The sequence below is a fragment of the Micromonospora sp. C51 genome (assembly GCF_018070435.1).
Taxonomy (GTDB): domain Bacteria; phylum Actinomycetota; class Actinomycetes; order Mycobacteriales; family Micromonosporaceae; genus Micromonospora; species Micromonospora sediminimaris.
Genome location: NZ_JAGPXQ010000001.1, coordinates 77,028 through 90,106 on the forward strand (window position 1 = coordinate 77,028; position 13,079 = coordinate 90,106).

11 protein-coding genes are annotated in these 13,079 nt (G+C 73.3%); 2 read left to right on the forward strand and 9 right to left on the reverse strand.

Annotated elements, in window-relative coordinates:
- Positions 1 to 4: 4 nt before the first annotated feature.
- The 3 genes from KBX50_RS00340 to KBX50_RS00350 all read right to left on the reverse strand — a co-directional run bounded on the left by KBX50_RS00340 (position 5) and on the right by KBX50_RS00350 (position 1,919).
- Positions 5 to 787, reverse strand: coding sequence for an FkbM family methyltransferase (locus tag KBX50_RS00340; RefSeq protein WP_210933575.1), 783 nt, complete (start codon positions 785 to 787; stop codon positions 5 to 7).
- An 86-nt stretch (positions 788 to 873) separates the two neighbouring features.
- A complete protein-coding gene (locus tag KBX50_RS00345) occupies positions 874 to 1,221 on the reverse strand; it encodes a transcriptional regulator (protein WP_210933577.1) in 348 nt (115 codons plus the stop codon).
- A 5-nt stretch (positions 1,222 to 1,226) separates the two neighbouring features.
- Complete coding sequence (locus tag KBX50_RS00350; protein ID WP_210933578.1) at positions 1,227 to 1,919, reverse strand: hypothetical protein; 693 nt, start codon at positions 1,917 to 1,919, stop codon at positions 1,227 to 1,229.
- Positions 1,920 to 2,079: 160 nt separating this feature from the next.
- Between KBX50_RS00350 and KBX50_RS00355 the strand changes: the two genes are divergently transcribed.
- Together KBX50_RS00355 and KBX50_RS00360 are read left to right on the forward strand one after the other, a co-directional pair.
- Positions 2,080 to 2,505, forward strand: a complete 426-nt coding sequence (locus tag KBX50_RS00355; RefSeq protein ID WP_210933579.1) for an Hsp20/alpha crystallin family protein — start codon at positions 2,080 to 2,082, stop codon at positions 2,503 to 2,505.
- Positions 2,506 to 2,610: 105 nt separating this feature from the next.
- Positions 2,611 to 3,069, forward strand: coding sequence for a hypothetical protein (locus KBX50_RS00360; RefSeq protein ID WP_210933580.1), 459 nt, complete (start codon positions 2,611 to 2,613; stop codon positions 3,067 to 3,069).
- 4 nt (positions 3,070 to 3,073) lie between these two features.
- On the opposite strand, the gene KBX50_RS00365 is transcribed toward KBX50_RS00360, so the two are convergent.
- The 6 genes from KBX50_RS00365 to KBX50_RS00390 all read right to left on the reverse strand — a co-directional run bounded on the left by KBX50_RS00365 (position 3,074) and on the right by KBX50_RS00390 (position 13,058).
- Positions 3,074 to 3,775, reverse strand: coding sequence for an ABC transporter ATP-binding protein (locus KBX50_RS00365; protein WP_210933581.1), 702 nt, complete (start codon positions 3,773 to 3,775; stop codon positions 3,074 to 3,076).
- The gene (locus tag KBX50_RS00370; protein ID WP_210933582.1) at positions 3,772 to 4,740 is read right to left on the reverse strand and encodes an ABC transporter ATP-binding protein; all 969 of its coding nucleotides are present in this window, start codon (positions 4,738 to 4,740) and stop codon (positions 3,772 to 3,774) included. Before KBX50_RS00370 ends, KBX50_RS00365 begins: the two co-directional genes overlap by 4 nt.
- Complete coding sequence (locus KBX50_RS00375; RefSeq protein WP_210933583.1) at positions 4,737 to 7,418, reverse strand: FtsX-like permease family protein; 2,682 nt, start codon at positions 7,416 to 7,418, stop codon at positions 4,737 to 4,739. The genes KBX50_RS00370 and KBX50_RS00375 overlap by 4 nt, the downstream gene beginning before the upstream one ends.
- 108 nt (positions 7,419 to 7,526) lie before the next feature.
- The gene (locus tag KBX50_RS00380; protein ID WP_210933584.1) at positions 7,527 to 10,724 is read right to left on the reverse strand and encodes an ABC transporter permease; all 3,198 of its coding nucleotides are present in this window, start codon (positions 10,722 to 10,724) and stop codon (positions 7,527 to 7,529) included.
- Between the two features lie 108 nt (positions 10,725 to 10,832).
- Positions 10,833 to 11,552: a thymidine kinase gene (locus KBX50_RS00385; protein WP_374224562.1), complete on the reverse strand. Its 720-nt coding sequence runs from the start codon at positions 11,550 to 11,552 to the stop codon at positions 10,833 to 10,835.
- A gap of 111 nt (positions 11,553 to 11,663) precedes the next feature.
- Positions 11,664 to 13,058, reverse strand: coding sequence for an MFS transporter (locus KBX50_RS00390; RefSeq protein ID WP_210933585.1), 1,395 nt, complete (start codon positions 13,056 to 13,058; stop codon positions 11,664 to 11,666).
- Positions 13,059 to 13,079: the final 21 nt, after the last annotated feature.

The window sequence follows — 13,079 nt, forward strand, 5'->3', positions numbered from 1 at the left end:
CGGGTCAACCCCGTGGCGTGCGGACGCAGTACACGTCGCCGGAGTTGGCCTCGTGCGGCAGCGCGAGCAGGTGCGCGGCCATCTCCTCGGCATCGACCCAGCGCCCGAGGGTCAGCGACTTGTCGTCGCCGAGCGCCACGTCGAACCCGTCGAACCCGAGCGCGGCGAGCCGGTCCAGGCACCGCACCGCGACCGCCCGTCCGATCGTGGTGAACTCGAACGACAGGGCGGGCAGGGGGCGGCTCAGCCCGGCGAGCACAGCGTCCTCGAAGCCCTCCACGTCGATCTTGACGAAGGCCGGCGTGCCGTGCTCGGCGATGAGCGTGTCGACGGTGGTCACCGGTACCTCGATCTGACCGTCCCAGACCTGGTCCTCCCAGCCGCCCGCGCCCGCGGCGGCGGTGACGAAGTCGGTGGAGGCGGTGGAGACGGTGGGGTTGGCCGAGTTGACCAGGAAGCCGATCCGCCCGGGTTGCGCCCCGCAGGCCGCCTCGATCAGCGTGACCTGGTCGTCGGCGGCGTAGATGGCCCGCAACGCCCGCAGGCACAGCGGTTGCGGTTCGACGGCGATGACCCGGCCGCCGAGCCGGCGGAAGGTACCGATGTGGTCTCCCACGTGCGAACCGATGTCGAAGACCAGGTCACCGGGGCGGACGAAGCGGGCGTAGAACGCGTCCATCGCCGCGTCCCGGTCGGGATTGCCGTAGTAGACCTCCAGCGACCGGCGCAGCGCGGCGGTAAGCGGGTCGGTCTTGAGTGCCTCGACCGCGGCGGAATGGGTACCCATCGCAGCACCCTAACCTGTCTCACCTGCTCGCCGTGGCGGTCCGCGCCGCTGCCGGTCACCCCCGGTGACCGGCAGCGGCATCGTGGTCACCGGTGCTGCGTGGTGTCGGTCGTCTCGACCCGCGCGATGAGCAGTTTCAGCCGCTCCACCTCGTCGGCGAGGGCGGTGTCGCCGGCGGTGGTGAGGGTGATCCAGGTGCGGCCGCGCCGACCCTCGTAGCCCTTCTCCACCTCGATCAGGCCGGCCTCTCCGAGCACGCTCAGGTGCTTGGAGAGGTTGCCGGCGGTCAGGTCGAGCTGGGTACGCAGGTAGCCGAACTCGACCCGACGCGCCTCGTGGGTGATGGCGAGGATGCCGAGCCGGACCCGCTGGTGCACCACGTCGTCCAACCCGGTGGCCGGGTGCGTGTCGTTCGGGTCCGCAGTGTCGGTCATGGCCGTCACCGGTGCCGGCGGCGGGCAGCCGCGAAGCCGACCGCGCCCAGCAGCAGCACGGCGCCGCTGACCAGTTGCGGCAACGCCATTGCTGCCCGGATGCCCCAGTGGGGTGGTCCCCAGCCGTCGTTCACCGGCAGTGCGAGCAGCACCATCGCCAGGTAGCCGACGGTGAACAGCCCGAGCGCGAGGTGGCGCTCCAACCGCGCCAGCACCAGCAGCGCGATGCCGATCATGCTCCACGGGGTGAGCAGTCGGTCCAGCAGCGTCCACCAGTACGGCAGTGGCTGCTCCGACAGCGGATGGCTCGGGAAGTAGAGGGCCGCGGCCACCCACGCGGCGGTGAACACGACTGTCGTGACGGCACCGGTGATCGCGTACGGCAGCACCCGGGAACCGAGCCCGCGGGCCCGGGCGGCTCGCACGTAGCAGATTGCGATTGTCGTGTAGGCCAGCAGCAGCGCGGCGGGCCAGTAGTACAGCACTCCTCGCCGGGAGAACTCGCAGCCGCCGTCGGGCAGGCAGCGCACCGTCATGCCGAACCAGTCGAACGGGATCCCGACGAGCGTCACCGTGGCCAGCACCAGCAGGGCGAGCCAGGTCACCCGCTGGTCGAGGCGTACCTGCCGGGCGAGGGCACGCACGTCGGACAGCAGCCGGCGGGGATCCCCGTCGGCGGGCACCGAAGCAGTAGTCATGCCAATAGGTTTCCATGGCAAACCGATTGGCGCTAGTGCTTCCCTGGGTGTTCGTCGGCCGACTTGACGGTGGGCGTCGGGCGCGCTAAATAAGGAGCAGAAGTTGAGTCATGCAGACTCAACTAAGGACCTTCGGCCAGGAGAACCGAGGAGGCACCCGATGCTGATGCGCACCGACCCGTTCCGTGAGATCGACCGGCTCGCCGAGCAGTTTTTCGGCAACACCAGCCGCCCGGCCGTCATGCACATGGACGCCTACCGCGACGGCGACTACTTCTACGCCGCCTTCGACCTGCCCGGCGTCGACCCGGAGAGCATCGACTGCACCGTGCAGCGCAACGTGCTGACCGTCCGCGCCGAACGCCGCCGCCCCAGCGGCGACAACGTCGAACTGGTCGCCGCCGAGCGCCCGATGGGCGTCTTCAGCCGCCAGCTCTTTCTCGGCGAGACCCTCGACACCGACAAGCTTGAGGCCGGCTACGACAACGGCGTGTTGACGCTGCGGATCCCGGTGGCCGAGCGGGCCAAGCCCCGCCGGGTCACCATCAGCGCGACCGGCAACGGCCGCAAGGAAATCAAGTCCTGATCAACGATTCGCCCCCGGCGTGGCCGGACGGGACGCGGTGCGGTCCCGCCCGGCCACGCCCACTTTCCGCCCGCCGCGCCGGCCGATTCTCTACCGTCGAGTGGTGTGGGCGCTGCGCAGCCGTGGAGCAGACCGGCCCGGCGACGTCATCCGATGCGGACCGGCCTCGCCGTCGCCGCAGCGGCGATGGCGCTGTGCTGCGTCGGGGTCGCCGGCCTGGGCGCCTGGAACCTGCAACTGGTCACCCAGGCCGCCACCCCGGTCCGCCAGACCGCCGAAGGGTTCCTGCGCGAGGTCACCGCAGGCGACACCGGCAGCGCGTACGAGCGGCTCTGCGCCGACGCGCGTACCCGGTGGAGCGAGATCGGCTTCACCAGCTGGGTACGCACCCCGCCGGTGGTGCGCGACTACGAGATCGTGGACGTGTCCGTGGCCACCAGCGGCGGCCGACCCCACGGCAAGGTCACCGTGTTGCTGACCCGCGACAGCGGCAGCACCGAACAACGGGACCTGTCGGTGGTGCGGGAGGACGGCGGCTGGCGGGTCTGCGGCGACCCGTACTGACCTGTCACACCCCGACCGACTCGGCCGCCTCGACCAGCCGACCGTCGCGCAGCACCAGCACCCGGTCGGCCAGCTCCACAAGCGTCGGGTCATGCGTGGCCACCAGCGCGGTCATGCCCCGGGCATGCACCAGCGCCCGCAGCAGGTCCATCACCGCCCGGCCGGTCTCCGAGTCCAACTGGCCGGTCGGCTCGTCGGCGATCAGCAGCGCCGGATCGTTGGCCAGCGCCCGGGCGATCGCCACCCGCTGCTGCTGCCCGCCGGACATCTCGTACGGCCGCTGCGCCGCGTGACCACCCAGCCCGACCAGCTCCAGCAGCACCGACACCCGCTTCTCACGGTGCGCCGCCGGGACCTTCGCCAGCCGCATCGGCACCCCCACGTTCTCCGCCGCGGACAGGATCGGAACCAGCCCGAAGGACTGGAACACGAACCCGATGGTGTCCCGACGCAGCCGCAGCAGCTCCTTCTCGCTGGCCGCGGTGACCTCCTGACCGGCCACCCACACCCGCCCCGAGGTGGGTCGGTCCAGGCCGCCGATGAGGTTCAGCAGGGTGGTCTTGCCCGCCCCGGACCGGCCCCGCACCGCGACCAGCTCACCGCGACCAGCACGCAACGAAACGTCCCGCACCGCGTGGACCACCCGGTCGCCGACGCCGTAGTCACGGCCGAGCCCCTCGACCCGGATCAGATCCTGCCCGCTCACCGCGTACTCCTCTCGTCGCCGGAACGGACCTGGACGTGGTCCGGCTCCAGGGTCAACCTCACCCGGTCCCGCAGCGCCAACGCGTCGACGAAACCCGCCGGAAGCTGCATCCGCCCGGCCCGGTCAAGCACCGCGTACTCCTCGGTCACCAACTCCTCGACGCCGTCGGCACCGACCCGCGCGGTGCGGTGCACCTCCGAGGCGGTGCGGCCGTCGCGGATCGACACGGTACGGCGCACCTGCGAGGCGACCTGCGGGTCGTGGGTCACCACCACCACGGTCACCCCCAGCTCGGCGTTGATGGTGCGTAGCGCGGCGAAGACCTCCCCGGCCGTCGCCTCGTCCAGCTCACCGGTCGGCTCGTCGGCGAAGAGCACCTCCGGGTCGTTGGCCACCGCCACCGCGACGGCGCAGCGCTGCTGCTCACCGCCGCTCATCTGCCCCGGCCGACGATCCGCGCAGTAGCCGACACCGACCATCTCCAGCAGCTCCGCCGCCCGCCGTCGAGCGACCCGGCCACCCCGGCGCGACAGCCGCATCGGCAGCTCCACGTTCTCCCGGGCCGTCAGGTACGGCAGCAGGTTGCGCGCGGTCTGCTGCCACACGAACCCGACGGTGTGCCGCCGGTACCGCAACCGCTTCGCGGCCGACATGGTCAGCAGGTCGTAACCGGCCACCCGGGCGATGCCCGCGGTCGGCGTGTCCAACCCGGACAAGATGTTCAACACCGTCGACTTGCCGGAACCGGACGCGCCCACGATGGCCAACAGCTCACCACGGTCCACGACCAGGTCGAGGCCCTGCAACGCGACGACCTCCACGCCCTCGCTGGTGAAGATGCGGACCAGCCCGTCGCAGACGATGTGCCCGCGCAGCCGGTCGGCGCCACCGGCCCGGGCGGCAGCCCGTTCCGCCGCCCGCCGTTGCAACGTGGCCAGGTCCGGCACATCCGACACCACCGTCATCGGTTCTCCTCTCCCAGACGCAGCACCTCACCGAGGCGCATCCGCCGGTTCATCAGGTTCTCCACCGCCAGCCCGGTCACCAGGCCCAGAACCACCAGCCCCAACACCGAAGCCAGGACCGACGGATCCAGGTGATCACGGACCGGCACGCCGGGCACGAACGCGGACAGCCCGAGGGTCGGCCCCAGGATCCGGGGCAGCGCCGCACCCACCGCGGCCCCGGTCACTGCCGCGACCAGCACCAACGGCACCAGCTCGTACACCAGCAGCCGCCGGCCACGGCGGGCGGACAGGCCCAGGGTGCGCAGCCGGGACAGCATCCGGCCCCGCCCGGCCGCGTCGGCGACCACCGCGAACCCGACGGCGAGCACCGCCAGCGCGGTACCCCCGGCCGCGCCGGCGGTGAACGCCAAGGTCAGGACGTCGTTGGCCCCGGTCCGGTCCAGGTCCTCGCGGTACGCCCGCCAGGTCTCCAGGGCCGCCGGCACCTGGGTACGGGTCACCTCCGCCCCGAGCACCGCCGACTGCCGCCGCCGTTGCGCGTCGTCGGCCACCCCCAACAGCTGCGCCCGATCGATGTCGTCACCGGCGACCAGGTACCGGTTCGGGATGATCGGCGTGTACTCGTACTCGGGCAGCGCCTGCCACGGCAGCACCACGAACCGTTCGGTGCCCAACCCGACGCCCGGGAAGTCGTCGGTCACCTCGGCGACCCGGAACTCGTACAATCTGCCCTGCACGTCGACGGCAGCCCGGTCACCGACCTGCGTGGCCACCTGCGACGACACCACCGCCGGTACCGGCCCGTCACCCCGGGCGGCGGCCCGCAGGGCGGCCGGCACATCCACCTCGACACCGCTGCGCGCCACCACCTCCGCGAAGGCCGGGCCGTCCACCACCAGCACCCGGGCCGTGCCGATCTGCCGCGACGGCGACCCGGCCTCCGGCACCAGCCGACGATTCGAGTCCACCCACACCCGGGCCACCGCCGTCACCCCGGACACCCCGGACAACGCGTCCTGAGCATCGGGGGAGAAGGTGTAACCGGTCAGCCAGGCGTCCGCCGGCACCGTCAACGTGGCCGCCCGGTCCCGGGCCGCCGCGACGGTGGTGGTGACCACCCCGCCGAAGACCCCGGTGCTGACCGCGACGATCAACACCGCCAACGGACCCAGCGCCACCGGCGCACCGCGTCCGGCGCGGGCGACACCGAGGAACAGCACCGCGCCCCGGGCCCGCGCGGCCAGCCGACCGGCCGCCCGCAGCGGCCACGGCAACAGCCGCACCGCCACCAGCGCGGCGGCGACCGCGACCAGCACCGGCACCGAACTGAGGTACGCGTCGACGCCGGCGCCCGGGTCGAGACCACGGCGGCGCAGCAACACCACCCCGAGCGCGGCCAGCACCAGCACGCCCGCCTCGGCGGTCAGCCGCCGCACCGACGGCCGTCGCCACGCCACATCGGCCCGCCCGGTCACCACCCCGACCTGCCGCTGCGAGTGCATCGCCAACACCGGCACCGCGGCGGTGGTGAGCACCGCCAGCGCCAGCACCAACCACGGAAACGCCCCGTCGCGACCCGGCACCCGGCTGCCGACGAACCAACCGACCAGCACCGCCAACGGCTGCACCGGCGCCGACTCGGCCAGGGTACGCAGCCCGATGGTGGTCAGGGCCGCGCCCCGGGCCCGCAGCAACGCGAACTCGTCACGTCGCCGCAGCACCGTCAACCGAGCCGCCAGCACGATCAGCCCGAGCAGGCTGGCGACCAACCCGGCCTGCACGACCGCGAGCAGCGCCTGCACCGCGTGCAGCTGCCCGGCGAACCGCGACAGCGCACCGTCCAACGACGTCTGGACGGTCGCCCCCGAACTCCACGACATGCGGCGGGCCTCGGCCACCGCCGCCGTCACCGACTCCAGCGTCGCCGCGTTCAGCCGTCGCTCGTCGAGGCGGTACCGCCACCCACTGACCGCGGGGACACCACTGCCGGCGGATACGACGTCCACCCCGACCCAGTCGGTCACCCCCGCCACGATGTACGGCTCACCGTCCAGCACCGGGACCACCGGCTCCAGGGCGTAGCCCAGGTCGTCCCAGACCGGGTCAGCGGCGTCGCGCGGCTCGAACACCCCGACGAGGTGCGCGTCCGCCTGACCATCGCGCCCCGCGAACCGCAACCGTTGGCCGGCACGCAACGACAGCGTCTCGGCCACCGCCCCCGACACCACCACCTCCGCCGGGCCGCCCGGGCGGGTACGGGGCCAGCGCCCCACGGTCAGCTCGGCCGCCTCCAGGACGCCCGTCTGGGCGCGTAGGCCGAACATCTTCCGGGCGCCGCCGTTCATCGGCGGCTCGTCGCCGAGGGCGAACAGTTGCTCCTCGTCCAACGACGCCGCGTACCACCGGCGCTCCACCAGGCCCGGCAGCGGCTGCGGCAACTCGGCGGCGTAGCGGTCCAGGTCCGCCTGCCCGGCGGCCACCGGCGCGGGCCGCTGCCCGGCAAGTGACACGTCCCGCACCAGGTGCGGCAGCCGGGCCACGTCGGCGCGCAGCCCCCGATCGGCGTACTCCCCGGTCAGGCGCGGCGCGGCGGTCAGCAGCAGCGCCGCCACCAACCCCAGCACCGCCAGCAGGCCCACCTGCCCGCCGTACGCCCTGATCCGCCTCGCGCTCACTGGGCTGGCCTTTCGTTCGCGACTGCGGGGCTCGCAAGCTCACTCCTCGCGCTCACTGGGCTGGCCTTTCGTTCGCGACTGCGGGGCTCGCAAGCTCACTCCTCGCGCTCACTGGTCCTCCCCGGTGCGCAGGTGCGCGGCGGTGAGCCGCCGCCGCACGCTTACCGACACCGCGGCGCTGAACGCCAGGGCCAGCGCCAGCAGTCCGACGCCGGTACCCAGCACCGGCGGCCAGTCGACGCTGAGCAGCGGCGGAGGATCGGGGCGGTCCGCCGACGGGGTCAGGATCACCAGCGGTGCCATCGTCGCCGCCACCCCGACGCCCACGGCCAACCCCACCAGCACACCCATGCCGGCGAGGAACGACTGCTCGGCCAGCAACGACCGGGCCACCAGGCGGTGACCCGCGCCGAGGGTGTGCAGCACCGCCAGTTCCCTGGCCCGGCGCCGGGCCGTGGCGCTGACGTCCACGGCCACGCCCACCGCGGCCAGCAGCACCGCGGCCAGGGCGGCGACGAAGAGCGCGCCACGGGCACCCACGCCGAACGGGTCGCGAGCCAACTCGTCGGCGACGTCCTGGCGATCCAGCACGGTCAGGTCGTCGAGCGCGGCGGCGGCCCCGGCGACCTGTGCCGCCGTACCCGGCCGGACGGCGACCCACCACTCCTGCGGCGAGCGGACGATGCCACGCTCGTGGAACAGCCGGGTACGCAGCGACGGCAGGTCGACAAGCAACGCGGCGTCCTCGACGTCGCCGGGCAGGGCCGTGACCCGGTCCACCAGGACCACATCGACCTCGGCGCCACCCAGGAACAGCCGGGTCTGCGCCCCGACCTCGACGTGCAGCATGTCCAGCGCCGCACCGGTGGCGACCACCGGCACCCGGCCCGGGCCGGCGGTCCGGGTGACGGCCAGTTGCACAGGGGTGTTCCGGGCGAACCAGCCCGCCGGTATGTCCCGTTCGTAGCGACCGGCCAACGTGACGCCGGAGACCGTCGGCGCGGTGGCCGTACCGGCGCGGTCGACCAGCTGCCACGGCCCGTCCGCGGTCAGGTCCACCCGGGTGCCGGTGGTGGCGTCCGGGCCGGCACGCAGGTCGGACAGCCGCCAGTCGAGGCTCAGCCGTGGGCCACCGAGGGTCTCGGCGGTGAAGCCGGCCAGCCGCCACGGCCCGTCGCCGGCCGGCAGCTCGACGGAGAACCGCAGCGGCTCACCATCCCAGCCGGTCGAGCCCAGCGCCACCCGACGGTGTTCGCCCCGGGCGTCGCTGAGCACCATCTCGTGGCGGATGGGCACGCCGCTGTCGACGTCACCGCGGGTACGTAGCTGGCCGGTCAGGCGGGTGCCGGTCGGCAACACCGTCTCCGGTGCCGGTACCCGCGCGTCGGCGAGGCCGCCGAGCAGCCGGTCGGTGGATCCACCGGCCAGGTCGGCACGAAGCCGCAGCACCTGATCGGCAGCACCGGCGTCCACCGCCACCATGGTCGCCGGTTCGGCGCCGGCGCCGAGCCGTACCGGCTCGCGCCAGGCCGGCAGGACCGCCCGGATCCCCGGCAGGTCGGCGAGCTGGTCGGCGCGGCCGTCGGGGGCGGCGCCGGTGGCCTCGGTGAGCCGCAGGTCGGCACCGACCCGGTGGGCGGCCTGGTCGTCGAGGGAACGTTGCGAGGTTCCGGCGAGGGACCAGGCCAGCGTGCCGACCGCCACGGCGAGGGCGAGCAGGAGCACCGGGCCGGCATGCGGACGCCGGCCGGCCTGCCAGGTGCCGAGCATGACGGCGGTCCACGGCCGGCGGTCCACCCAGCGTTCCGTCAGCCGCACCAGCGGCGGCAGCAGCCGCAACGCGAGCACCGCCCCGGCCAGCACACCGAGCGTCGGCGCGGCCGCCAGCAGCGGATCGACGCCCAGCTGACCGCCCCGGGACCGGGACAGCGGGGACGAGTACCTGCTCAGCTGGTACCAGCTGAGCAGGGCCAGGCCAACGAGCAGGACGTCCAGCCCGGCCCGCTGCACCATGCCCCGCCGGCTCGGGCGGGAGCGGCTGGCCAGGTCCGCGACGTAACTGTCGCCGCGGCGCAGACTCGGACCGATCATCGCGACCGCGCAGCCGGCGGCCGCGAGCCCGGCCACCAGCCACACCGTCGGGTCGGCCCAGTCCGGCCGCAGCGAGACGGCGGCGAGTCCGGGCAGCCGGTCGGCCAGCCCCAGCAGCTCCATCACCAGCGGCGGGGCCAGGAACACGGCCGGCAGGACGACCAGGGTGGCTTCCCGGGCGGTCAGCCCGGCCAACTGCCAACGGGCGGCTCCCCGGGCGCGTAGCAGCGCGGTCTCACCCCGCCGGTGCTCGGTGAGCAGGATCGCCACGAGCAGCAGCGCGTACCCGCCGAGCACCACCACCAGCAGCATCGGGGTGACCAGGGCGGATCGGCCGACGAGGGTGGCCTGGCGCAGCCGCTGCACCAGGTCCACCAGGTCACCGCTGACCACCGCCGAATCGCCGAGGCCAGCCTCGGCCGGGCTGCTCGTGGTGATCCGGCCGGCGGCGTCGGCGAGCCGGTCCAGGGCGGTCGGGCCGACCCCGGCCAGATCAGGCTCGACCAGCCAGCCGGCGGAGGCGTTGGCCAGGAAGTGGGCGTCGAAGTCATCCCGGGACACCGTCATCGGGCCGTAGGTGGCCGCCTGCGGCAGCGAACCGGTCGTCGTCTCCGGCGCCAACCGCCAGTACGCGGCATCCGGGTCGACCGGGGTGAACACGCCCGTCACGACGATCTCGGTGACCTGCCCGCTGAGCCCGTCGGTGATCGGGATGCGGTCGCCGGCGCCCACCCGCAGCGTCGTCGCGGCCACCTCGGCGATCGCGGTCTGCACCGGATCGGCCCCGGTCTGCGGCCACGACCCGGCGGTCAGCCGGGCGTGCGCGGGCAGATCGTCGAGGAACATCACCGACGCGTAGGTGGCCCCGCTGCGGTCGGCGACGGCGTCGCCGGTGTCTCCGCGCAGCTGCCGACCGGCCGCGTACCCGGCGGTGCTGACCCGGGCCGGCAGGCCGGCCAGGTCGGCGGCGACCTGCTTGCGCAACGCGTCGTCACGGTCCCGCAGCGCCTCCGCGGTGCGACCGGCGGAGGCGCGTACCAGAATCGAGCGTTCCTCGGCGGTGGCCGCCGCCAGCACGTTGCGGGTGCCGGAGTCGACGACGTCCCGGTTGTACGCGGCCAGACCGGCGAGCGCGACGGTGGCCACCAGCGCCGCCCCGGCCGCCGCCAGCAGCAGGCCCCTCGTGGCCCGGGCACGCCGCAACGCGAACCTCATGTGTCCTGTACCCCCGCCGGTTCGCGGGCCGATGTGGCCCCTGGTCGCTGCCGTCATGCACCAGAAGGGGCCGAGTCCCGCGAAAGGTTCGCAGCGGTGATCGTTTCGTTATGCGGGGACGCGGCCTCCGCTGCCGGGCGCTCCGCTGCCGGGGCCCAGGTCGCCGGCGCGGTGGTGCCGCCGGCAGAGCACCTGGTACCGCACGTCGGCGGTGTCTACGGTGTCGCCGATGACGACCTGCGCGCCCTCGCGGGCCACCCGCCCGTCGGCGACCCGGGCGTTGAGCAGGCCCTCACGGCCGCACCAGCAGAGCACCTCGACCTGGATCCGGGCCACCGAGTCGGCCAGCTCGAACAGCCGCTGCGCCGCCGGGAACAGGCTGGAGCGGAAGTCGGTGGCCAGGCCGAAGGCGTACACATCGACGTCGTAGCTGTCGACCAGGTCGGCCATCTGCTCCACGTGCTCGACCCCGTAGAAGCTGGCCTCGTCGCAGATCAGGTAGTCCACCCGTACCCCGTCGGCCCAGGCGTCCCGGACCAGGGTCCGCAGGTCCAGCGAGTCGGTCACCTCGATGGCCTCGTGGGCCAGCCCGATGCGGGTGGTCACCTGCGGGCCCAGTGAACGGTCGATGCGGGTGGTGACCAGTCCCCGGCGGCCCTGCCGGGCATGGTTGTAGTTCATCTGCAGCGCCATCGTGGACTTGCCGCAGTCCATCGGCCCCCAGTAGAACCGCAGCGCGGCGGCGTGCGCCGGTCGCCCGTCGACACCACGGGCGGCGACGCACCCGGCCGGGCTGTCGCCCGCGGCGGGCAGTGTCGGGCGGGCCAGGCAGGTCGGTACGGGATCGTCGGTCGTCACGGACCGGCAGCCTAGTGCGGTGTGCTCCCGGCCGGCGCGGTCGACCCGGCCGGGGTGTCGATCATCGCATCGTCGCCCGGGTCAGAGCACCCGGGGCGGGGTGTTTCCGGCGGCGACGATGGCCCGGCGGATCGGCACCGCCAGCAGCAGCAGGAACCCGACCACGAAGAAGATCAGCAGGGAGACCAGGCCGACCCGGTAGGAGTTGGTGAGCTGGAACACCAGACCGAACGCGAGCGGACCGAGCCAGCTGGTGCCCTTGTCGCTGATCTCGTAGAAGCCGTAGTACTCGCCCTCCTTGCCGGCGGGGATCAGCTGGCTGAACAGCGACCGGCTCAGCGCCTGGCTGCCACCGAGGACCAGGCCGATGGCCGCGCCGAGCACCATGAACGGCAGCGGCGCCTCGGCCGGCAGCCGGAACGCCGCGACGATCACTCCGGTCCAGAGCACCAGGCTGAGCAGGACCGTCTTCCAGGCCCCGATCCGCCCGGCCAGGGCACCGAGCCCCAGCGCGCCACCGAAGGCCAGGAACTGCACCAGCAGGATCGTCACGATCAGGGTGCTCTGCCCGAGCCGCAGCTCCTCGGTGCCGTACTGACTGGCCAGGGTGATGACGGTCTGGATGCCGTCGTTGTAGACCAGGAACGCCAGCAGGAAGAACAGCGTCAGCGGGTACGCCTTGATCTCCCGCAGGGTGCGACCGAGCTGCCGGAACCCGTCGGTGAGCACGTTGCCGCGGCCGGCGGCGGCCAGCGCGGCGGCGGTGGGGTGCTCCCGCAGCCAGCGCAGCGGCACCAGCGTGAACGCCGCCCACCACAGCCCGGCCGAGACGATCGACCAACGCGCCAGGTCCAGGGTGCGTTCGGCGGTGCCGTTGTCGAACGACTGCACCGCGACCAGGTTCAACGCCAGCAGCAGACCGCCGCCCAGGTAGCCCAGCGCCCAGCCCCGGCTGGAGATCGCGTCGCGCTCGTCCGGCCCGCCCAGTTGCGGCAGGAACGAGTTGTACACCACGATCGCCGCGCCGAAGCTGATGTTGGCGACCACGAACAGGGCGCCACCGAGCAGGTACCGGTCCCCGGTGACGAAGAGCATCCCGACTGTCGCGGCGGCCCCGGTGAACGCCGTGGCGGCCAGCAGCCGCTTCTTGTGCAGCGACCGGTCGGCGATGGCGCCGATCACCGGCAGCACGAAGACCGTCAGCAGCACCGACAGCGAGATCAGGTACGGGTAGTAGGAGCCGGCGGCCACCTTGACGCCCAGCGGGTACACGAACCCGACGCACTCGTCCGCGCCGAGCTCGCACCCGGCGGCGACCTCGGCGACGCTGGTCAGGAACGGCCCGAGGAAGACCGTGATGACGGTGGTCTGGAAGGCCGAGTTCGCCCAGTCGTAGAAGTACCAGCCGGTGCGCTCGCGTCGGGTGCTCCGCGGTGGTGGGATGTCCTGCGCCGCCGGGGTGACCGTCTCGGCCATGGGGGTCCTCCGCCCAGGTGT